Source organism: Streptoverticillium reticulum, from assembly GCF_047456005.1.
Classification (GTDB): domain Bacteria; phylum Actinomycetota; class Actinomycetes; order Streptomycetales; family Streptomycetaceae; genus Streptomyces; species Streptomyces reticulum.
On sequence record NZ_CP179755.1, the window covers coordinates 2,976,994 to 2,996,702 of the forward strand.

Here is a 19,709-nt window from a genome sequence, read left to right on the forward strand (position 1 = left end):
CACACGTGACCATCGCGCCCGCCGATCCGGTCTCAGCAGCCACTGCGGAGGAGACCGGCGGCCCCGGGACCGCGCTGCTGCGCACCCTGACCGATCTCACCGCCGATCTGCCCGCCACCGACCCCGGCAAGGTCGCCGCCGCCGCGCTGCGCGGCCGGCACCCCGGGTCGGACGAGGCCGAGCTGCGGTCCCTGGCCACCGAGGCCGCCGCCGGGCTGATCGCCGAGGAGCCGGAGTACTCGCGGCTCGCGGCGCGGCTGCTCACGCTCGCCATCCGGGAGGAGGCGGCCGGGCAGGGCGCGGTCTCCTTCTCCGCCTCCGTCGCCGTCGGGCACCGTGAGGGCCTGATCGCCGACGGCACCGCCGCGTTCGTCGCCGAGCACGCCGCGCGGCTCGACGCGCTCGTGGACGGCGCCCTCGCCGACGGCGCCGACGACCGGTTCGGGTACTTCGGCCTGCGGACGCTCCACAGCCGCTACCTGCTCCGGCACCCGATCACCCGCAACGTGATCGAGACCCCGCAGCACTTCCTGCTGCGCGTCGCCTGCGGCCTGGCCGAGGACCACTCCGTCCGGGCCCTGGAGGACGTCGCCGAGCTCTACCGGCTCACCAGCACGCTCTCGTACCTGCCGTCCTCCCCCACGCTCTTCAACTCCGGCACGCGCCACCCGCAGATGTCGTCCTGCTACCTGCTGGACTCGCCGCTGGACGAGCTGGACTCGATCTACGACCGCTACCACCAGGTCGCGCGGCTGTCGAAGCACGCGGGCGGCATCGGGCTCTCCTACTCCCGCATCCGCTCCCGCGGTTCTCTGATCCGCGGCACCAACGGGCACTCCAACGGCATCGTGCCGTTCCTGCGCACCCTCGACGCCTCCGTCGCCGCGGTCAACCAGGGCGGCCGGCGCAAGGGCGCGGCCTGCGTCTACCTGGAGACCTGGCACGCGGACATCGAGGAGTTCCTGGAGCTCCGCGACAACACGGGCGAAGAGGCCCGCCGCACCCACAACCTCAACATCGCGCACTGGATTCCGGACGAGTTCATGCGCCGCGTCGAGGCGGACGCCGACTGGTCGCTGTTCTCCCCGGCGGACACCCCCGACCTGGTCGACCTGTGGGGCGACGAGTTCGACGCCGCGTACCGTGCGTACGAGGCCCAGGGCAAGGCCGTCAAGCAGATCCCGGCCCGCGTCCTCTACGCCCGCATGATGCGCACCCTCGCGCAGACCGGCAACGGCTGGATGACGTTCAAGGACGCCTCCAACCGCACCGCCAACCAGACCGCCGAGCCGGGCGCGGTCGTCCACTCCTCCAACCTCTGCACCGAGATCCTCGAGGTCACCAACGACGGCGAGACGGCCGTCTGCAACCTCGGTTCGGTCAACCTCGCCGCGCACCTGGGTGCCGACGGCGAGATGGACTGGGAGAAGCTGGACCGCACGGTCCGCACGGCCGTCACCTTCCTCGACCGCGTCGTGGACATCAACTTCTACCCGACCGAACAGGCGGGCTCCTCCAACTCCCGCTGGCGGCCGGTCGGTCTGGGCCTGATGGGCCTGCAGGACGTCTTCTTCCGGCTGCGGCTGGCCTTCGACTCGCCCGAGGCGAAGGCGCTGTCCACCCGGATCTCCGAGCGGATCATGCTGGCGGCGTACGAGTCCTCGGCCGACCTCGCCGAGCGGCACGGCCCGCACCCGGCCTGGGAGGCCACCCGCACCGCCCGCGGCGTGCTGCACCCCGACCACTACGCGGACGCCACGGCCACCTGGCCGGAGCGCTGGGACGCCCTGCGCGCCCGGATCGCGAAGACCGGCATGCGCAACTCGCTGCTGCTCGCCATCGCCCCGACCGCCACGATCGCCTCGATCGCCGGCGTGTACGAGTGCATCGAGCCGCAGGTCTCCAACCTCTTCAAGCGCGAGACCCTCAGCGGTGAGTTCCTCCAGGTCAACACCTACCTGGTGGAGGACCTGAAGCAGCTCGGCGTGTGGGACGCCACCACGCGCGACGCGATGACCGACGCCAACGGCTCGATCCAGGACCTGAAGTGGATCCCGCAGGAGGTGCGCGACCTGTACCGCACCGCCTGGGAGATCCCGCAGCGCTCCCTGATCGACATGGCCGCGGCCCGCACGCCGTACCTGGACCAGAGCCAGTCGCTGAACCTCTTCATGGCCTCGCCCACCATCGGCAAGCTCAGCTCGATGTACGCGTACGCCTGGAAGCAGGGCATCAAGACGACGTACTACCTGCGTTCGCGCCCCGCGACCCGCATCGCCCGCGCGGCGTCCGGCAATTCGGCCGCCGCCGCCACCATTCCGGTGCAGCAGGCCGCGCCCGACGCGGACGCCATCGCCTGCTCCCTCGAAAACCCCGAGTCCTGCGAGGCCTGCCAGTAATGTCCGCCGAACGTTCCAAGAACCTGCTCGACCCGGGCTTCGAGCTGACCCTGCGTCCCATGCGGTACCCGGACTTCTACGACCGCTACCGCGACGCGATCAAGAACACCTGGACCGTCGAGGAGGTCGATCTCCACTCCGACGTCGCCGACCTCGCCAAGCTCTCGCCGGGCGAGCAGCACATGATCGGCCGCCTGGTCGCATTTTTCGCGACCGGTGACTCGATCGTCGCGAACAACCTCGTGCTGACGCTGTACAAGCACATCAACTCCCCGGAGGCGCGGCTCTACCTGTCGCGGCAGCTCTTCGAGGAAGCCGTGCACGTCCAGTTCTACTTGACGCTGCTCGACACCTACCTGCCCGACCCGGAGGACCGCACTGCCGCGTTCGCCGCGGTGGAGAACATCCCGTCCATCCGCGAGAAGGCACAGTTCTGCTTCAAGTGGATGGACTCGGTCGAGAAGATCGAGAAGCTGGAGACGAAGGCCGACCGCCGCCGCTTCCTGCTCAACCTGATCTGCTTCGCCGCGTGCATCGAGGGCCTGTTCTTCTACGGCGCGTTCGCGTACGTCTACTGGTTCCGCAGCCGCGGCCTGCTGCACGGCCTGGCGACCGGCACCAACTGGGTGTTCCGCGACGAGACGATGCACATGAACTTCGCGTTCGAGGTCGTCGACACCGTGCGCCAGGAGGAGCCCGACCTCTTCGACGACGAACTCCAGCAGCAGGTCACCGACATGCTCAAGGAGGCCGTCGAGGCCGAGCTGCAGTTCGGCCGGGACCTGTGCGGCGAGGGCCTGCCGGGCATGAACACCGAGTCGATGCGCGAGTACCTCCAGTGCGTCGCCGACCAGCGCCTGCAGCGCCTCGGCTTCCCGGCGGTCTACGGCTCGCAGAACCCGTTCTCCTTCATGGAGCTGCAGAACGTCCAGGAGCTGACCAACTTCTTCGAGCGCCGCGCCTCCGCGTACCAGGTGGCGGTCGAGGGCACGGTCTCCTTCGACGACGAGTTCTAAAGCACCCTGCAGACGAACGAAGGCCCGTACGGAATCCCTCCGTACGGGCCTTCTGTTACGACGACTAGTCGTTCGCGACGACCGGGTACCGCGGCGTGCCCTCCTCCATCTGCCGCAGCGCGTCGCGCCGCTCCCGCTTCGACAGGCGGTCGATGTACAGGCGCCCGTACAGGTGGTCCGTCTCGTGCTGGAGGCAGCGGGCGAAGTAGCCGGTGCCCTCGACGCGGATCGGGTTGCCCTTCATGTCCTGGCCGCTGACGACCGCGTAGTCGGGGCGGGCCAGGGCGGCGTAGGCCGTCGGGACGGACAGGCAGCCCTCGTTGGAGTCGTCGAGGACGCGGCGCTCGGCCGGCAGGTCCTCGAGGACGGGGTTGCAGACGTGGCCGACGTGCCGGACGCCCTCGTCGTCCATGCAGTCGTAGACGAAGACCTTGAGGTCGACGCCGATCTGGTTGGCGGCGAGGCCGACGCCCTCGGCGGTGCGCTGGCTCGCGAACATGTCGTCGATGAGTTCGGCGAGCTTGTCGTCGAACTCGGTCACGTTCTGCAACTCGCGGTGCAGGACCGGGTTGCCGACGACGGTGATCGGGCGGGAGGTGCCGCGCTCGCGATGGGCGAGCTCGCGCTCCTCGCAGTCCTCGGTGTCCACGATGAACTCGCCGTTCACCGACTGCTCAGTATCTTGCTGCGCCATGTCCGCCGTATGCCTCTCTCACAACCCGAAAGCAATATCGTGCCCGGAATCCACAGGGCTCATACAGGGTACGGGGAGCCTCGGCCACCGCTCAGCAGACCTCTTCGAGATCCCGCCATTCCCGGGTGTCCGGGCTGTCGGCGACCCAGCCGTCCAGCAGGCCCCGCACCAGGCCCGCGGGCGCCGCGATGCCGCACTCGCGCTCCGGCACCCACAGCGAGCCGGAGCCGGCCGTGCGGTGGCCGAGCGGGCCGGGGTGGCCGGGCTCGCTGTGGTCGTGCGGGTCCAGGTGCTCGCCGTCGCCCTCGTCGCTGGGCATCCGGCTCTCCGAGCACGTACGGCACAGCAGGCGCACGGACGAGGACCAGTCCTCGGCGGCGAAGCCGGCGTCGGCGGCGAGCCGCTCCAGGGCGTCCCGGTCGGCCTCGGTGGCGGCCTCCAGGAGCACCACCCAGGTCGGCACCGGGGACGGGGCCCACAGCTCGATCTCGTCGAAGACCGGGTACGAGGGCCCGGCGGCGGTGACCCGCTCCCCGTGCGGGACGCCGTCGTGCAGCACGACCTCGCCCCAGCGGCGGCCCGAGGAAGGCAGCGGGATGGAGAGCACCTCCATGCGCGCCGGGTCGAGCCGACGGCCCCACACGACCTCCGCCTCGCCCTCCGGGGAGAGCCGCACGGCCGCGCTGCCCAGCTCCATGCCGACCGGCTCACCGGCCGGGCCGCCCTCGGAGGGCACTCTCAGCCCGTAGGCCTGCCAGGCGCGGCGGGCCAGCGGCCAGTCCTGCAGGGCGGTGGCCGCGATGCCCACGTTCCACCAGTCGGGAGCGCCCGCCTCGCGGTCCAGCAGGGCCACGGCGCGCAGGCCCGCCGCGCGCGCCTGCTCCCAGTCGTGACGGAACTTGTGCAGCAGCGCGAGGTTGAACCACGACTCGGACAGCCAGGGCTCCATGTCGGCCGCGCGCGTCAGCAGGGCGCCCGCGTCCTCGTACCGGCCGTCGCCGATGAGTGTGAAGGCACGGTCCGTCGCCTGCCGCCACGAGGCGGAAGGCCGGTGCCGCACCCTGCCGAAGATCCTCACGATTCCCGCCTGCCGGTTTCTGCGTGCAACCACGCCGGATGGTCCCGGTGCCGGCCGCCGTCCTCACCGACGGACGCCTGCCGCACCGTGTTCGCTGCGGGGAGCGCTGCCGCCCTCCAGGCCTCCTTCTTGCCGACGACGGCGCGCACGACACCCCCCGATTCCGCTGTCTCGCCATTCTCTTCGTCTTCTTCGCATCCAACCATGTCCTTCCGGACGCCCGCTCATTACCCGTGGGTTCAGCGGACTACTCCGGGTTTGCCCGCACTTTCACGGCCCCGGTGGTGCGGGGCCGCCGCGCGCGAGCACCCTCGCGAGCGCCTCCACCACCCGGGGCTCGTGGTCGTGCGCCGTGGCCAGCCGCAGCCGCTCCAGGGCGCGCAGCGGGCCGCACGCCGGGTCGGCGACGAGGTCGTCGTAGGCGTTGACGGTCCGCACGACGCGGGCGGTGAGCGGCTGCTCGCGGTACGGATCGGCCTGCTGTTCCACCGCCAGGGCGACATCGGCCGGGACGCCGGTCTTGCGGACCACGGCCGCGCCCAGCAGCGCGATACGGCGGCGCTCCTCCGGGGGCAGCGGCTCGGTCGCGCCCGCGGGCACCGGGTCGACGAGCGACAGCTGGCCGATGTCGTGCATCAGCGCCGCGTACTCCACGACCGTGAGGTCCGCGTCGGACAGGCCGAGCTCCCGGCCCACGGCCAGGCCGAGCGCGGCGACGCGGCGGGCGTGGCCGGCCGGGGTGTAGCCGGCGATCTCGGTCGCCCGGGCCAGCGAGGCGATGGTCTGCCGCCGGGTGGCGCGCACGGCCTCGTAGCGGTGGATCGACAGCTGGGTGACCAGCAGCGGGAGGCAGAAGACCGGCAGCGCCCACAGTCCGGCGACGGCCACCGCGAGGGCCATCACGACGCCGGTCGCGCAGATCGCCGAGCCGATGCCGGGCAGGGTGCGCAGTTCCTCGCGCAGCAGCGGCCCGTACGGGCTCCCGGTGCGGGCCCGGGTGAGGGCGGCGGCGAGCACGGCGTCGCACAGGGCGGTGAGGACGAGCAGGAGCAGCAGGAACAGCGCGTAGTACGGGCCGGGGGCGGGCGTGCCCGCGTGCTGCAGGGGCTGGAAGCAGGTGGCGGCGAACCCGGCGTTCAGGACGCGGCGGGCGAGCCGGTCGACGGCGGGCGGGCGGCCGACGGCCCCGGCGAGGGTGGCGCCGAGCACCACGGCCACGACCTGCGGCACCCCGTGCGAGGCCGGCCGCCCGCCGACCTCGCCGAGCAGCGCGTAGGCGAGGGTCGCGGCGGCGCCCACGGGCGCCGTCTCCCGCACCCCGCCGCTGCGCGGCCGCCGCCGGGCGGCCTCGCCGAGCGCGATGAGGACCCCGTAGGCCAGGGCGACGCCGGGCTGCGCGACGCCGCGCCAGGCGGTCCACAGCAGCGCGGCCAGCGCCGCGGTCCCGGCGGCGGCGTGCACCCCGCGCACGACCCAACGCCGCCGGGGCCGGACCCCGGACCCCAGGGGGGACGGGGCCGGGGCGTGCGGGATGCGGGGGGCGGGCGCGTCGCCGAGGGCGCGCTCCGGCTCGTCGGACGGGACGGGGCCGTGCGGGATGCGGGGGGCGGGGGTCGGCTCCCGGGGCGGGGCCGGAGCGTCCTGGATACGGGGGGCGGAGCCCGCCTCCCCGGACGGAACCGGGCCGCCCGGAATGCGCGCTGCGGGATCCGGCGCCTCGCAGGCCCCGCGCCCCGGCTCCCCGGACGGGACCGGGGTGTCCTCGGGGGCCCGGCGCGGGCGTCCGACCGCCGGGAGCGGGGCGAGCACTCCGCGGTTCCCCGGCCCCGGCGGGGCCTGTGCGGGGGCCGGTGCATCGCCGTAACCGGAAGCGGGGCGGGGGGCGTGGCCGCCCGTCGGCAGTACCCGGGCGGCGGCGGCCCGGCCGGCCCCGGAGGCCGCTGCCGGGGCGGGCGCTTCGTCGGCGCCCGGACCGGCCTGACCGAGTCCTCCCCCGGCGCCTCCGGCAAGGTCCTCGGAGGCCGGTGGCCGGCCGCGGCCGGCCACCGCGGCGGCGGAACCGGAACGGGCGCGGGCACCCGGCGCGGGCACCCGCTCGCGCACCTGGGCGCCCGCGGGGAGCGCGGCCTCGTCCGGGGCGGGCCCGTCGGCCGCCGTGGCGGCCGCTCCGGGGCGCGGGCGAGCCCCGCACGCCGTTCCGCCCGCCTCGCCCGGCGGCGGAGCCGCTCCCGGTGTCCGGCCCGTCATCCGGGGCCCCCCGGGTGGTGGGCCGGCCCGGCGGCGGAAGGGTGACCAGGGTGATCAGAAGGGACGTTTCGGCTGGCCTGGGCGGCGAGTTCCGGCGGGGGCGGCGCCGGGTGCCAGCGGTGGTGGGTCAGAGCCGTGGAGAGCGCCTCGACCATGCGCGGGTCGAACTGGGTTCCGGCGCAGCGGTCCAGCTCCTCCAGGGCCGCGGGGACCGGGCGGGCGCGCCGGTAGCTGCGGGTGGAGGTCATCGCGTCGAAGGCGTCGGCGACCGCCACCACCCGTGCGAACTCCGGAATTTGACGACCCGTCAGGCCATAGGGGTAGCCGCTTCCGTCGAGGCGCTCGTGGTGGTGGAGGATCGCCGCCCGCGCCTCGTCGAGGAAGCCGATGCCGCGGACCATCTCGTGCCCGTACTCGGGGTGCAGCTCGATCACCCGCCGCTCCTCGGGCGTGAGCGGCCCGTCCTTGCGCAACACCCGGGTGGGCACGCCGAGTTTGCCCACGTCGTGCAGGATGCCGGCGAAGCGCAGCGCCTCCAGGCGCTCCCCGCTCATGCCCAGCTCGCGGGCGATCAGCACCGACGCGCGGCCCACGCGCTCGCTGTGGCCGCGCGTGTAGCGGTCCTTGAGGTCGACGGCCTGCACCAGGGCCCGCACCGTGGCCTGGTGGGCGGCCCGTTCACGGCGGCAGCGGTCCAGGACCCAGGAGGAGATGGACAGCGGCAGCAGCACCAGCAGCGCCGCGACGGGGCCGTAGACGCTCTGCCACAGGACGGCCATCATCAGGCCGGCCGGGCCGTGGACCAGCGGGGGCACCAGTACCCCGGGCAGCCGGCCCCGCCAGGCCGAGCGCGGCGAGCGCCCCTCGGCGGTGACCAGGGCGCCGCCGTCGAGGGCGGCCATGACCAGGGCGAAGACGACACCCGCCGTCAAGGCGGGCACCAGTGCATAAGGAAAAGCGGAACCGCCGGGCACATGCGCGAAGACCTCCGCGGCCAGGCCCCCCGCCAGCACGTACTGCCCCGCATGCCACAGCCGCCGCACCCACACCGGCCGTGGCTCCCCCCGCCCGGCAAGCGCACCGGGCACCGCGACCAGCCCCGCGGCGGCGGGCGGCAGCAGGAAGGCCCCGGCGAGCAGCACGGGAAGGACGGGCGCACAGCGCGGCACCCGCTCGCACACCGCGCACACGGCCGCGAGGAGCAGCACCGCACCCCAGGGGATGCCCGATCCGGGGTGCACGGCGGGCAGGGCGCACACCGCGGCGGCCAGCACCACGCAGGCGATGTAGCCGCGCGCGGCCGCTGGAAGTGCCCCCATGGCGCACCCCTCCCCGTACCGTCCCGGACATGACGTCAGGTTGGGGAGAATAGGCGTCCGGCGGGCCGGGCAAACGGGATCCGGGTATTGGACCGTCCGTTCGGGTGACGTTCCCCGGTCCGACGGTTTGGATCACCCCGGAACCGGTCCGGAGCCACTCCGGGCGCACCCGTCCTCGGAGCCCGCCCTGCGGCGTCCGGCCAGGGGGCGGCCGGCTACCGGTCCTGGGCGACGCTGCGCGCCTGGGCCTCGGCCGCCTTGGCCTCGGCCACCACGTCCTGCTCGGGCACGGCCTGGCCGGCCCGGATCATGTCGATCCGGCCCATCACCTTCGACCGCAGGTCGGCGGGCACGTCGTCATGGCCGCAGCAGCGCTTGACGAGCTTCTTCACCGCCTGCTCCAGGCCGTACTTCTCCAGGCAGGGCGAGCATTCGTCGATATGCACCTCGAACTCGGCGCACTTGCCCTCGGGCATCTCGTGGTCGAGGAACTCGTAGAGATGGTCGAGGACTTCAGAGCAGTCCGTCTCGTGCGGGTCTCCGCAGCTCATGAGTCCGAGCCTTTCCGATTGTGCGACTCGTCGGAACCGTTCGGCACGTTGCCGGCCCCCGCGGGGACCAGACCGCGCTCACGGGCGTAGTCCTCCAGCAGCCCGCGCAGCTGACGGCGGCCGCGGTGCAGCCGGGACATCACCGTGCCGATGGGGGTACCCATGATGTCCGCGATCTCCTTGTAGGCAAAGCCCTCGACGTCCGCGAGGTAGACCGCTATGCGGAATTCCTCGGGAATGGCCTGGAGGGCCTCCTTGACATCGGAGTCGGGAAGATGGTCGAGCGCCTGGGACTCGGCGGAGCGCAGCCCGGTCGACATGTGCGACTCGGCGCGTGCCAGCTGCCAGTCCTCGATCTCCTCGGACGCGCTGCGCAGCGGCTCGCGCTGCTTCTTGCGGTACGAGTTGATGAAGGTGTTGGTCAGAATGCGGTAGAGCCACGCCTTGAGGTTCGTCCCGTCACGGAACTGGTGGAAGGACGCGTAGGCCTTGGCGTACGTCTCCTGCACCAGGTCCTCGGCGTCCGCGGGATTGCGCGTCATGCGCAGTGCGGCCGAATACATCTGGTCCAGGAATGTGAGCGCATCCCGCTCGAACCGGGCACTGCGCTCGGCGGCGCTCTCCGTGCCCGCACCCGCGGTGCGCTCCACGGGCTCCCCCGCGTCGGTACCGGCGACCGGACCCACCTCCTCCAGCAGCGCTGCGGGACCGGAGAGGGACCCGCTCGTTTCGGAGAATAGACGACGATCCGGTCCACCCGCCGCTCCGGCCGCGGCCGGCAGGCCCGCGCTCATGACCGCCCATCCGAGGTCGGCCGTCTGCGGGCGGGACGGGCAAGCGATCGAACCCATGCGGGGAGCTCCCATTCCATACGTCGTGCCGGTGCGTTGCTTTGCTACGTCCGGTTAACAGCCGCGCCGCGCGGCGCATTCCCGCGCCGCCGGGGCGTTCACCGGGAGATTCACCGGGACATCACCGGGGCCGAAGTCCCGTGAGCCAGTCCGCCACCGCACCGGTGATCACCGCGAGCGCGTCCTCCTGGGTGACGTCCGCCTTCTTCGGCACCGCGAAGCCGTGGTCCCCGAAGGGCACCGCGACCGGTGCGCTGCCGGACGGGAACTCCTCGGGACGGCCGAACGGGTCACGCGCGCCCTGCACGACGAGCACGGGCAGGCCCGCCCCCGTCAGTTCGTCCGCGCGGGACTTCTCCGGCTTTCCCGGCGGGTGCAGCGGGAAGCTCAGCGCGAGGACGGCCGCGGCGCCGAGCTCCTGCGCCGTGCGGCAGGCGACGCGCGCACCCGCGCTGCGGCCGCCGGCCACCACCGGCACACCGGGGGCGGCGAGCGCGGGCCACAGGGCGCGCCACGCCTCGTCGAGCGCCTTGGGCGCGGGCGCGACCTTCCGGCCGGCCACGCGCCAGGGCTGCTCGACGAGGGCCACGGTGACACCGCTGCGGGGCAGGGCGGCGGCCAGGGCCGTCAGGTCGCGCGCCTCGACGCCGCCGCCCGCGCCGTGCCCGAGGGCCAGCACCAGGCGGGGCCTCCCCGCCGCGGGGTGCCAGTGGATCCGGGCCTCGCCGCCGGGGGTCTGCACGGACTCGACGTGGGTCTGTGATGCGTTGGTCACGTCCCCATCCTGCCGCCACCCACTGACAGCGGACTTCGGCACGCTAGAAACTAGAAAAGCGTCGTCTCCTCCGGCGCCGGCAGCTCCTTCAGCAGTTCGGGGCCGTTGTTGCGGACGTCGCTGACCGCCGTGGCCACCGGATACGCCCGGACCGACCCGGACGGGGGCGGGGCCAGCAGGTGCCGCAGCTCCGCGGGATCGGTGCACGTGGGGTCCAGCCAGGCCGCCCACCGGTCCGGGGGCAGCACCAGCGGCATCCGCGGGTGGATCTCGGCGAGCGAGCGGGGTCCGGGCTCGCCGGCCTCCGCGGACGGCACGGCGTGGGCGAACGGCTCCGGCTCCGCCTCGGTGGTGATCACCGAGCAGGTGGCCCACCACGCCTGCGGGTGGTCAGGCGGCAGCGTCGGGTCGCGCCAGAATTCGTACACCCCGGCCATCGCCATCACCGAACCGTCGGCGGGAGTGACGAAGTACGGCTGTTTCCGGGTCCGCTTTCTGCGGCCCTGTTCCTCCAGTTCGCGCTCCTGCGCGCCCGTGACCCACTCGTAGTAGCCGTCCGCCGGGAGCAGGCAGCGCCGGGACTCGAACGCCCTCCGGAAGGACGGCTTCTCGTGCACCGTCTCCGCCCGGGCGTTGATCATCCGCGCCGCGCCCTCCGGCGACTTGGCCCACGACGGGACCAGCCCCCAGCGCAGAACGCGCAGCTGACGAACCGGACGCCGGTCCGCTGCGTCTTTAAGAGGACGCTCGAGCACCGCATGGACGCTCTTCGTCGGCGCCACGTTCCAGTCCGGAGCCAGCGTCTCCTCCGGTTCCCACTTCTCCACCCCGAAGAGCCCGACCAGGTCCTCCGGCCTCCGGCTCGCCGCATATCGACCGCACATGAGTGCCACAGTGCCACGTAGACGCAAGGAGCGGATCACCGATGGACAGCACCACCGCCACCGAGCTCTGGGACCGCGTCGTCGGCAGCCAGCCCGCCCCCGAGCTGTGGCTGGTGATCGTCACCGCCGCGGTGGCCCTCGGCGCGGTCGTCCCCTGGAACGTCTGGCGCATCACCCGCAACGCCGTGACCATTGCGCACGAGGGCGGCCACGCGCTCGTCGCCCTGCTCAGCGGGCGCCGGCTGGACGGCATCCGGCTGCACTCCGACACCTCCGGGCTGACCGTCTCGCGCGGCCGGCCGACCGGCCTCGGCATGATCCTGACCGCCGCCGCCGGCTACACCGCGCCCTCCCTGCTCGGCCTGGCCGGTGCCGGGCTGCTGGCCGCCGGACACATCACCGCCCTGCTGTGGGGCGCGGCCGTGCTGCTCGCCGCGATGCTGGTGATGATCCGCAACGCCTACGGAATGCTGACGGTGGTCCTCGCGGGCGCCGCCTTCGTCCTGGTGTCCTGGCTGGCCGGGACGCAGGTGCAGGCCGCGTTCGCATACGGGGTGGTGTGGTTCCTGCTGCTGGGCGGCGTCCGCCCGCCGTTCGAGCTGCAGCGCAAGCGGCGCCGCGGAGGCGCGGCGGACTCCGACGCGGACCAGCTGGCGCGGCTGACGAACATCCCGGCGGCAGCCTGGCTGCTGCTCTTCCACGTCGTCACCCTGTGTTCGCTCGCGGCGGGCGCGCGCTGGCTGCTGGGGGTGTGACCGTCTGACCGTTCGGAGCGTGACCGTTTGACTGCCCGGAGTGTGACTGTGAGCAAGCCACTAAGGTAAGGGGCATGACCGAGAGCCCCGCGCACACCGACCTCTGGCCCGCACCGCTCGCCACGCGAGCCGTCGACGCGACGGTCACCGTGCCAGGATCGAAGTCGGTCACCAACCGTGGCCTCGTCCTGGCCGCCCTGGCCGCCGAGCCGGGCTGGCTGCGCCGACCGCTGCGCTCCCGGGACACCCTGCTGATGGCCGAGGCGCTGCGCGCCATGGGCGTCGGCATCGAGGAGGGCGTGGGCCCCGACGGCACCGGCGAGGCCTGGCGCGTCATCCCCGCCCGGCTGCACGGCCCGGCGACGGTCGACGTCGGCAACGCCGGCACGGTCATGCGCTTCCTGCCGCCGGTGGCCGCGCTGGCCGACGGCCCGGTGCGCTTCGACGGCGACCCGCGCAGCTACGAGCGCCCCCTGCACGGCGTGATCGACGCCCTGCGCGCCCTCGGCGCGCGCATCGACGACAACGACCGCGGCGCGCTCCCCCTGACCGTCCACGGCGCGGGCGCCCTCGACGGCGGCCCGGTGCAGATCGACGCGTCCTCGTCCTCGCAGTTCGTCAGCGCCCTGCTGCTGTCCGGACCGCGCTTCAACCAGGGCGTCGAGGTCCGCCACGTCGGCTCCGCGCTGCCCTCGCTGCCGCACATCCGGATGACCGTGGACATGCTGCGCGCAGCCGGCGCCCAGGTCGACACCCCCGAGTCGGGCGGCGAGCCGGACGTCTGGCGGGTCTCCCCCAGCGCCCTGCTCGGCCGCGACCTGGTCGTCGAGCCCGACCTGTCCAACGCGGCGCCGTTCCTGGCCGCGGCCCTCGTCACCGGCGGCCGGGTCACGATCCCCGACTGGCCGGAGCGCACCACCCAGCCGGGCGACGCGCTGCGCGAGATCTTCACCGCCATGGGCGGTTCCTGCGAACTGACCGAGGCGGGCCTGACGTTCACCGGCACGGGCCGGATCACGGGCATCGACGCCGACCTGCACGAGGTCGGCGAGCTCACCCCGGTGATCGCCGCGGTGGCGGCGCTGGCCGACTCCGAGTCGGTGCTGCGCGGCATCGCACACCTGCGGCTGCACGAGACCGACCGGCTCGCGGCGCTCGCCAAGGAGATCAACGAGCTCGGCGGCGACGTCGCCGAGACCGAGGACGGGCTGGTCATCCGGCCGCGTCCGCTGCACGGCGGCGTCTTCCACACCTACGAGGACCACCGGCTGGCCACCGCGGGCGCCGTCATCGGCCTGGCCGTGTCCGGGGTCCAGGTGGAGAACGTCGCGACCACCGCCAAGACCCTCCCCGACTTCCCGGCGCTCTGGGCCGGCATGCTCGGGTCCGCCGCGGGGGCGACGACGGTGTCGAGAGCCTGAGAAAGCCGGTACGTCCCATGCGCCGCTACGGCAAGCACACCGACGAGGACGACGTCCGCGTCCGCCCCAACCGCAAGGGCAACCGCCCTCGCACCAGTATCCGCCCCAAACACGAGGACGCGGCCGAGGGTTTCGTCCTGACCGTCGACCGCGGCCGGCTGACCGTCCTCGTCGAGGACCGCACCATCGTGGCGATGAAGGCGCGCGAGCTGGGCCGCAAGGGCGTGGTCGTGGGCGACCGCGTCGCCGTCGTGGGCGACCTCAGCGGCGCCAAGGACACCCTGGCGCGCATCGTCCGGGTCGAGGAGCGCAGCTCCGTGCTGCGCCGCACGGCCGACGACGACGATCCGTACGAGCGCGTGGTCGTCGCCAACGCCGACCAGCTGGCGATCGTCACCGCCCTCGCCGACCCCGAGCCGCGCCCTCGGCTGATCGACCGCTGTCTGGTCGCCGCGTACGACGCGGGGCTGGAGCCGCTGCTCGTGCTGACGAAGTCGGACCTGGCCCCGGCCGAGAAGCTGCTGGAGTCGTACGGGGCGCTGGGCGTGCCGTACGTGGTCACCAACCGCGAGGAGCTGGCCGACGGGGAGGCGGCCGCCCGGGTGCGGGAGCGCCTGGAGGGCCGGATCACCGCGTTCGTGGGGCACTCCGGCGTGGGCAAGACGACCCTGGTCAACCACCTCGTCCCGGACCGCCAGCGGGCCACCGGGCACGTCAACGCGGTCACCGGCCGCGGCCGGCACACCACCACGTCGGCGCTGGCCCTGCCGTTGCCGGACATGCCGGGCTGGGTGATCGACACCCCGGGCGTGCGGTCCTTCGGGCTGGCCCACATCGACCCGTCGCGGGTCATCCACGCCTTCGCCGACCTGGAGCCGGGCACCGAGGAGTGCCCGCGCGCGTGCAGCCACGACGAGCAGGACTGCGCGCTGGACCAGTGGGTGACGGACGGTCACGCCGATCCGCAGCGGCTCTACTCCCTGCGCCGGCTGCTCGCGACCCGGGAGCGGCGCGAAGGCGACTGATCGCCTACGTTTGCGAGTGACCGCCCGCGGCAAGGGCATCAGGGGCACTGAGGCTCGTGATGCGCACGGCGGTCACGGACACGGGAGGCAATCCGATGGCGTGGCTGCTGGTGGTCGTCGCAGGTCTGCTGGAGACCGGTTTCGCCGTCTGTCTGAAGCTCTCGCACGGCTTCACCCGCCTGTGGCCCACGATCGCCTTCGCGTGCTTCGCGCTCGGCAGCTTCGGCCTGCTGACCCTTGCGCTGAAGAAGCTCGACGTCGGTCCGGCGTACGCCGTGTGGACGGGCATCGGCGCGGCCGGCACGGCCATTTACGGCATGGTCTTCCTGGGCGACCTGGTCTCCACGCTCAAGCTCGTCTCGATCTCCCTGGTGATTCTCGGGGTGATCGGGCTGCAGCTGTCCGGTTCGGCGCACTGACTCCGTACCCCTGACTCCGCATCAGAGCACGGCGTCGCCCCGCAGGGTGCGGACCAGGCAGGCGACGTTTGCGGCCGCCTCCTCGTCCGAGGCCGCCGGGGCGATCACGTAGGACAGGGTGAGCCGGACCGCCGCCTCGCAGGCCCGCCGGGTGCCTTCGCGGTCCGCGTCGCGTCCCGTGCTGACCGCCCCGACCGCGCTGTCGCGCATCCGCTCGGCCAGTGCGCCCGGGGTGGGCGCCCCGCGCGCCGGTGTGCCGCCCTGCCCGGGCGCCGGGCGCGGGGCGGGGACGGCCGGCGCGGCGGCGGCCGGCAGCCGCTCGCCGCGGCAGCCGGTGAGCGCGGCCCGCACCAGGGGGTTGGCCCGCGCGGCCCGCAGCGTCCACAGGGCGAGGGCGGCGCAGCAGTCGCCCGCGTCGGCGCCGCCGCGGGCGGTGTCGGCGAGGGAACGTTCCACCCCGGCGAGGAAGGAGTCGGCCTCGCGGCGCACCAGGGCGCGCGCCAGGCCGTCCTTGCTGCCGAATTCGTTGTACAGGGTCTGCCGGGAGACCCCGGCCGCGGCCGCGACGTCGACCATCCGGACCCCGTGCCAGGGCCGGGCTCCGAGCGCCGTGAAGGCCGCATCCAGCAAGAGTTCTCGTGCCGCGGGCATCGTCGCCTCCTGGGCCTTTCGGCCGCACGACGGTCGTGGCCACAGAATTGACGTGCAGCCAGACGGTGTCAAGACCACGGGCGGGCCGCACGTGCCCGGGGCGGGGCCGCAGGTAGTGTGCTGCCATGTCCGACTACCACGATGATCTGCGTCTGGCCCATGTACTGGCGGACGCCGCCGATGCGGCGACCATGGACCGGTTCAAGGCCCTGGACCTCAAGGTCGAGACCAAACCGGACATGACTCCGGTGAGCGAGGCGGACAAGGCCGCCGAGGAACTGATCCGCGGCCAGTTGCAGCGGGCCCGGCCGCGCGATGCGGTGCTGGGCGAGGAGTACGGCAGCGAGGGCGCCGGTCCGCGCCGCTGGGTGATCGACCCGATCGACGGCACCAAGAACTACGTGCGCGGGGTGCCGGTGTGGGCCACGCTCATCTCGCTCATGGTGCACGGCCCGGGCGGCTACCACCCGGTGGTGGGCGTCGTCTCGGCCCCGGCGCTGGGCCGCCGCTGGTGGGCGGTGCAGGGCTCCGGCGCGTACACCGGACGCAGCCTGTCCTCGGCGACGCGGCTGCAGGTCTCGCGGGTGGGGCGGATCCAGGACGCGTCGTTCGCGTACTCGTCGCTGTCGGGCTGGGAGGAGCGCGGCAAGCTGCCGGACTTCCTGGACCTCACCCGGAACTGCTGGCGCACGCGCGGCTACGGCGACTTCTGGCCGTACATGATGGTCGCCGAGGGCTCGGTGGACATCTGTGCGGAGCCGGAGCTGTCGCTGTGGGACATGGCGGCGAACGTCGTCATCGTCGAGGAGGCGGGCGGCCGGTTCACCGGTCTGGACGGGGTGCCGGGGCCGCACAGCGGCAACGCCGCCGCATCGAACGGCCTGCTGCACGACGAACTGCTGCGCTACCTCGGGTCGTAAACCCCCTGTTTCCTCCACGGGACACCTCTTGTCCACCTCCTGACGGCGTGTGAAGATGACACTCCGACGCTTGTGAACTTGTGAATCCCCGTCCGGGTTTCACGGTCCGCCAAGGAGGTGGCTGAAGGCCATGCTCGTCCGCGACGCCATGAGCACGGTGATCCTCACCATCGGTCCCGCACATACCCTCCGGCAGGCAGCGCGGCTGATGTCCGCGCGCAAGGTCGGTGCAGCCGTCGTGCTCGACCCCGATGCCGGCGGCCTCGGCATCCTCACCGAACGCGACGTCCTCAACGCGGTGGGCGCCGGGCTGGACCCGGACCGCGAGACGGTCCAGGGCCACACGACGACCGACGTCGTCTTCGCGGCCCCCGGGTGGACCCTGGAGGAGGCCGCCGCCGCCATGGCGCACGGCGGCTTCCGGCACCTGATCGTCCTCGACCGCCACGAGGCCGCGGGGGTGGTGTCGGTGCGCGACATCCTGCGCTGCTGGGTGCCGCAGCGGACGCCCGCGGGCGCGCTGGCGGCGCGCTGAGAAATGGCCGAAGAGGCCGGAGCCCCGTGGCGTCCGGCCTCTTCGGTGGGTACGGCAAGCGTCCGTCAGCCCCTCAGGGCCTGGACAGCGGCTTCCAGTCGCTTGCCGTAGTCGGGGTCCGCCTGGCGGAAGTTGCCGATCGCCCGCTCGGCGATCTCGTCGCGCGACACCTTGGCGATGAAGCCGGCGAGGTTGGCGATCAGCCGCTCCTTCTCCGGCTCGGACATCAGCCGGTAGAGGTTGCCCGCCTGGACGAAGTCGTTGTCCTCGGCGTGCACGGCGGCGGGGTGGGTGCCGGTCGGCCCGGTGACGGCGGCCGGCTGCCACAGCGGCCGGTCCGTCTGGACGGGGCCGCCGAAGCTGTTCGGCTCGTAGTTCTTCGCCCGGCCGTGACGGCCGTCGTAGGCGTGGCCGTCACGGCTGTTGGTCCGCGCGACGGTGGCGTGCGGGCGGTTGACCGGCAGGTGGTCGGCGTTGATGCCGACGCGGTAGCGGTGGGCGTCGCCGTAGGCGAAGAGCCGGCCCTGGAGCATCTTGTCCGGCGACGGGCCGATGCCCGGGACGAAGTGCGCCGGGGAGAAGATCGACTGCTCGACCTCGGCGAAGATGTTGTCGGGGTTGCGGTTGAGCTCCAGCCTGCCGATCTCGATCGGCGGGTAGTCCTCGTGCGGCCACACCTTGGTGAGGTCGAACGGGTTGAAGCGGTAGCTCGCCGCCTCCTCCGCGGGCATGATCTGCACCTGCACGGTCCAGCTCGGGAAGTCGCCGCGCTCGATGGCCTCGCGCAGGTCGCGCTGGTGGCTGTCGGGGTCCTCGCCGGCGAGCCTGTTGGCCTCGTCCTGGGCGAGGCTCTTGACGCCCTGGTCGGTCTTGAAGTGGTACTTGACCCAGAAGACCTCGCCCGCCTCGTTGTTCCACTGGTACGTGTGCGAGCCGTAGCCGTTCATGTGGCGGTACGAGGCCGGGATGCCGCGGTCGCCGAAGAGCCAGGTCACCTGGTGGGTGGACTCGGGCGACAGGCCCCAGAAGTCCCAGACGTTGTCCGCCTCCTGGGAGCCGGTGTAGGGGTCGCGCTTCTGGGTGTGGATGAAGTCCGGGAACTTGATGGCGTCCTTGATGAAGAACACCGGGGTGTTGTTGCCGACGAGGTCGTAATTGCCCTCCTCGGTGTAGAACTTGAGCGCGAAGCCGCGGGGGTCGCGCACCGCGTCCGCCGCGCCGAGGTTGCCCGCGACGGTGGAGAAGCGCAGGAACGTCTCCGTCTGCTTGCCGACCTCGGACAGGAACTTCGCCCTGGTGTACCGGGTGACGTCCGCGGTCACCGTGAACGTGCCGTACGCGCCGGCGCCGCGGGCGTGCACGACACGCTCCGGGATGCGCTCTCGGTTGAAGTGCGCGAGCTTCTCCAGCAGCAGCTGGTCCTGCACCAGGACGGGGCCGCCGACGCCCGCGGTCTCGCTGTTCTGGTTGTCCGCGACCGGAGCTCCGGACTCCGTGGTCAGCGGGCCCGTGGTCGTTGCCGCCTCGCCGTTCAGCGTCACGTATGCCTCCGTCGTCTCGACTGCCTCGCGGCCGTCTGGCCTCGTCTCGAAAACGATCCTACATTGGACTTAGTCCAAGTCAAGATGAGAACGATCTGAAGACCGGATCCATGGGTGGACAAGGGCCACTGCTACGCTGGTCCTATCTGACTGATAGGTGAATGGCATGAGTGACCTGCTGGAACGGCTCCGGGGACGCGGCTGGCGGCTGACCGCGCAGCGACGCGTCGTCGCGGAAGTACTCGACGGGGACCACGTCCACTACACGGCGGACGAGGTCCACGCCAAGGCCGCCGAACTGCTGCCGGAGATCTCGCGCGCGACGGTGTACAACACGCTCGGGGAGCTGGTCTCCCTCGGCGAGGTCCTCGAGGTGAGCACGGACGGCCGCGCCAAGCGCTACGACCCCAACGCCCACCACGCGCACCAGCACCTGGTGTGCTCCCGCTGCGGCACGATCCGCGACGTCCACCCGGCCGGCGACCTGCTGGCGGGCCTGCCGGCCGACGAGCGCTTCGGCTTCACGGTCTCGGCGGTCGAGGTGACGTACCGCGGCATCTGCCCCGGCTGCACCGGCACGGCATGACGAAAGGCCCGGATCCAGTGGATCCGGGCCTTTCGTGAGCAG

Annotated in this window: 19 protein-coding genes; 9 read left to right on the forward strand and 10 right to left on the reverse strand. The window is 72.8% G+C overall.

Annotated features, from left to right (window positions below; genetic code table 11):
* Positions 1 to 5: 5 nt before the first annotated feature.
* Together ACMATS_RS13270 and ACMATS_RS13275 are read left to right on the forward strand one after the other, a co-directional pair.
* The gene (locus tag ACMATS_RS13270; protein ID WP_414168005.1) at positions 6 to 2,399 is read left to right on the forward strand and encodes a ribonucleoside-diphosphate reductase subunit alpha; all 2,394 of its coding nucleotides are present in this window, start codon (positions 6 to 8) and stop codon (positions 2,397 to 2,399) included.
* Positions 2,399 to 3,415: a ribonucleotide-diphosphate reductase subunit beta gene (locus tag ACMATS_RS13275; RefSeq protein ID WP_390776440.1), complete on the forward strand. Its 1,017-nt coding sequence runs from the start codon at positions 2,399 to 2,401 to the stop codon at positions 3,413 to 3,415. The genes ACMATS_RS13270 and ACMATS_RS13275 overlap by 1 nt, the downstream gene beginning before the upstream one ends.
* Before the next feature lie 64 nt (positions 3,416 to 3,479).
* Here the strand turns inward: ACMATS_RS13275 and def are convergent, their stop codons facing one another.
* From def to ACMATS_RS13315, 8 genes are all read right to left on the reverse strand, one after another.
* On the reverse strand, positions 3,480 to 4,109 hold the full coding sequence (def, locus tag ACMATS_RS13280; protein WP_414168007.1) for a peptide deformylase: 630 nt from the start codon (positions 4,107 to 4,109) through the stop codon (positions 3,480 to 3,482).
* Between the two features lie 91 nt (positions 4,110 to 4,200).
* Positions 4,201 to 5,187, reverse strand: a complete 987-nt coding sequence (locus tag ACMATS_RS13285; RefSeq protein WP_336414126.1) for a tetratricopeptide repeat protein — start codon at positions 5,185 to 5,187, stop codon at positions 4,201 to 4,203.
* 270 nt (positions 5,188 to 5,457) lie between these two features.
* Positions 5,458 to 6,648, reverse strand: a complete 1,191-nt coding sequence (locus tag ACMATS_RS13290; RefSeq protein ID WP_414170716.1) for an HD-GYP domain-containing protein — start codon at positions 6,646 to 6,648, stop codon at positions 5,458 to 5,460.
* Positions 6,649 to 7,430: 782 nt separating this feature from the next.
* Positions 7,431 to 8,753 (reverse strand): HD-GYP domain-containing protein, encoded by a 1,323-nt coding sequence (locus ACMATS_RS13295; RefSeq protein ID WP_414168008.1) that lies wholly within the window; start codon positions 8,751 to 8,753, stop codon positions 7,431 to 7,433.
* 215 nt (positions 8,754 to 8,968) lie between these two features.
* Entirely contained in the window at positions 8,969 to 9,304 is a 336-nt protein-coding gene (gene rsrA, locus ACMATS_RS13300) for a mycothiol system anti-sigma-R factor (protein WP_171088276.1), read from the reverse strand.
* Positions 9,301 to 9,990, reverse strand: a complete 690-nt coding sequence (locus ACMATS_RS13305; protein WP_414170717.1) for a sigma-70 family RNA polymerase sigma factor — start codon at positions 9,988 to 9,990, stop codon at positions 9,301 to 9,303. The genes rsrA and ACMATS_RS13305 overlap by 4 nt, the downstream gene beginning before the upstream one ends.
* A gap of 286 nt (positions 9,991 to 10,276) precedes the next feature.
* Positions 10,277 to 10,930 carry an alpha/beta family hydrolase gene (locus tag ACMATS_RS13310; protein ID WP_390776437.1) on the reverse strand — a complete coding sequence of 218 codons (654 nt, stop codon included), beginning with the start codon at positions 10,928 to 10,930 and terminating at the stop codon, positions 10,277 to 10,279.
* A 50-nt stretch (positions 10,931 to 10,980) separates the two neighbouring features.
* On the reverse strand, positions 10,981 to 11,814 hold the full coding sequence (locus ACMATS_RS13315; RefSeq protein ID WP_390776436.1) for an SOS response-associated peptidase: 834 nt from the start codon (positions 11,812 to 11,814) through the stop codon (positions 10,981 to 10,983).
* Between the two features lie 41 nt (positions 11,815 to 11,855).
* Between ACMATS_RS13315 and ACMATS_RS13320 the strand changes: the two genes are divergently transcribed.
* The 4 genes from ACMATS_RS13320 to ACMATS_RS13335 all read left to right on the forward strand — a co-directional run bounded on the left by ACMATS_RS13320 (position 11,856) and on the right by ACMATS_RS13335 (position 15,434).
* The gene (locus tag ACMATS_RS13320; RefSeq protein WP_391152573.1) at positions 11,856 to 12,569 is read left to right on the forward strand and encodes a M50 family metallopeptidase; all 714 of its coding nucleotides are present in this window, start codon (positions 11,856 to 11,858) and stop codon (positions 12,567 to 12,569) included.
* A gap of 74 nt (positions 12,570 to 12,643) precedes the next feature.
* Positions 12,644 to 13,990: a 3-phosphoshikimate 1-carboxyvinyltransferase gene (aroA, locus tag ACMATS_RS13325; RefSeq protein ID WP_390776434.1), complete on the forward strand. Its 1,347-nt coding sequence runs from the start codon at positions 12,644 to 12,646 to the stop codon at positions 13,988 to 13,990.
* A 17-nt stretch (positions 13,991 to 14,007) separates the two neighbouring features.
* Positions 14,008 to 15,015, forward strand: a complete 1,008-nt coding sequence (gene rsgA / locus ACMATS_RS13330) for a ribosome small subunit-dependent GTPase A (protein ID WP_390776433.1) — start codon at positions 14,008 to 14,010, stop codon at positions 15,013 to 15,015.
* Between the two features lie 95 nt (positions 15,016 to 15,110).
* Positions 15,111 to 15,434, forward strand: a complete 324-nt coding sequence (locus ACMATS_RS13335) for a DMT family transporter (RefSeq protein ID WP_329099136.1) — start codon at positions 15,111 to 15,113, stop codon at positions 15,432 to 15,434.
* A gap of 21 nt (positions 15,435 to 15,455) precedes the next feature.
* On the opposite strand, the gene ACMATS_RS13340 is transcribed toward ACMATS_RS13335, so the two are convergent.
* Positions 15,456 to 16,085 carry a TetR/AcrR family transcriptional regulator gene (locus tag ACMATS_RS13340; RefSeq protein ID WP_414168009.1) on the reverse strand — a complete coding sequence of 210 codons (630 nt, stop codon included), beginning with the start codon at positions 16,083 to 16,085 and terminating at the stop codon, positions 15,456 to 15,458.
* A 125-nt stretch (positions 16,086 to 16,210) separates the two neighbouring features.
* Between ACMATS_RS13340 and hisN the strand changes: the two genes are divergently transcribed.
* A complete protein-coding gene (gene hisN, locus ACMATS_RS13345; protein ID WP_390776431.1) occupies positions 16,211 to 17,005 on the forward strand; it encodes a histidinol-phosphatase in 795 nt (264 codons plus the stop codon).
* Between the two features lie 130 nt (positions 17,006 to 17,135).
* Positions 17,136 to 17,540: a cyclic nucleotide-binding/CBS domain-containing protein gene (locus tag ACMATS_RS13350; protein ID WP_390776430.1), complete on the forward strand. Its 405-nt coding sequence runs from the start codon at positions 17,136 to 17,138 to the stop codon at positions 17,538 to 17,540.
* A gap of 65 nt (positions 17,541 to 17,605) precedes the next feature.
* Here ACMATS_RS13350 and ACMATS_RS13355 read toward each other — a convergent pair whose 3' ends face one another.
* Positions 17,606 to 19,081, reverse strand: coding sequence for a catalase (locus ACMATS_RS13355; protein WP_414168010.1), 1,476 nt, complete (start codon positions 19,079 to 19,081; stop codon positions 17,606 to 17,608).
* Between the two features lie 166 nt (positions 19,082 to 19,247).
* On the opposite strand from ACMATS_RS13355, the gene ACMATS_RS13360 reads away from it, so the two are divergent.
* On the forward strand, positions 19,248 to 19,667 hold the full coding sequence (locus ACMATS_RS13360) for a Fur family transcriptional regulator (protein WP_390776428.1): 420 nt from the start codon (positions 19,248 to 19,250) through the stop codon (positions 19,665 to 19,667).
* Positions 19,668 to 19,709: the final 42 nt, after the last annotated feature.

Excerpts from the sequence above, each read along its gene's own strand:
- ACMATS_RS13275 (WP_390776440.1), top strand. The coding sequence starts at position 2,399 with ATGTCCGCCGAACGTTCCAAGAACCTGCTCGACCCGGGCTTCGAGCTG.
- aroA (WP_390776434.1), top strand. The coding sequence starts at position 12,644 with ATGACCGAGAGCCCCGCGCACACCGACCTCTGGCCCGCACCGCTCGCC.
- ACMATS_RS13315 (WP_390776436.1), bottom strand. The coding sequence starts at position 11,814 with ATGTGCGGTCGATATGCGGCGAGCCGGAGGCCGGAGGACCTGGTCGGG.
- rsgA (WP_390776433.1), top strand. The coding sequence starts at position 14,008 with ATGCGCCGCTACGGCAAGCACACCGACGAGGACGACGTCCGCGTCCGC.
- def (WP_414168007.1), bottom strand. The coding sequence starts at position 4,109 with ATGGCGCAGCAAGATACTGAGCAGTCGGTGAACGGCGAGTTCATCGTG.
- ACMATS_RS13295 (WP_414168008.1), bottom strand. The coding sequence starts at position 8,753 with ATGGGGGCACTTCCAGCGGCCGCGCGCGGCTACATCGCCTGCGTGGTG.
- ACMATS_RS13350 (WP_390776430.1), top strand. The coding sequence starts at position 17,136 with ATGCTCGTCCGCGACGCCATGAGCACGGTGATCCTCACCATCGGTCCC.
- ACMATS_RS13360 (WP_390776428.1), top strand. The coding sequence starts at position 19,248 with ATGAGTGACCTGCTGGAACGGCTCCGGGGACGCGGCTGGCGGCTGACC.
- hisN (WP_390776431.1), top strand. The coding sequence starts at position 16,211 with ATGTCCGACTACCACGATGATCTGCGTCTGGCCCATGTACTGGCGGAC.
- ACMATS_RS13320 (WP_391152573.1), top strand. The coding sequence starts at position 11,856 with ATGGACAGCACCACCGCCACCGAGCTCTGGGACCGCGTCGTCGGCAGC.
- rsrA (WP_171088276.1), bottom strand. The coding sequence starts at position 9,304 with ATGAGCTGCGGAGACCCGCACGAGACGGACTGCTCTGAAGTCCTCGAC.
- ACMATS_RS13335 (WP_329099136.1), top strand. The coding sequence starts at position 15,111 with ATGGCGTGGCTGCTGGTGGTCGTCGCAGGTCTGCTGGAGACCGGTTTC.
- ACMATS_RS13340 (WP_414168009.1), bottom strand. The coding sequence starts at position 16,085 with ATGCCCGCGGCACGAGAACTCTTGCTGGATGCGGCCTTCACGGCGCTC.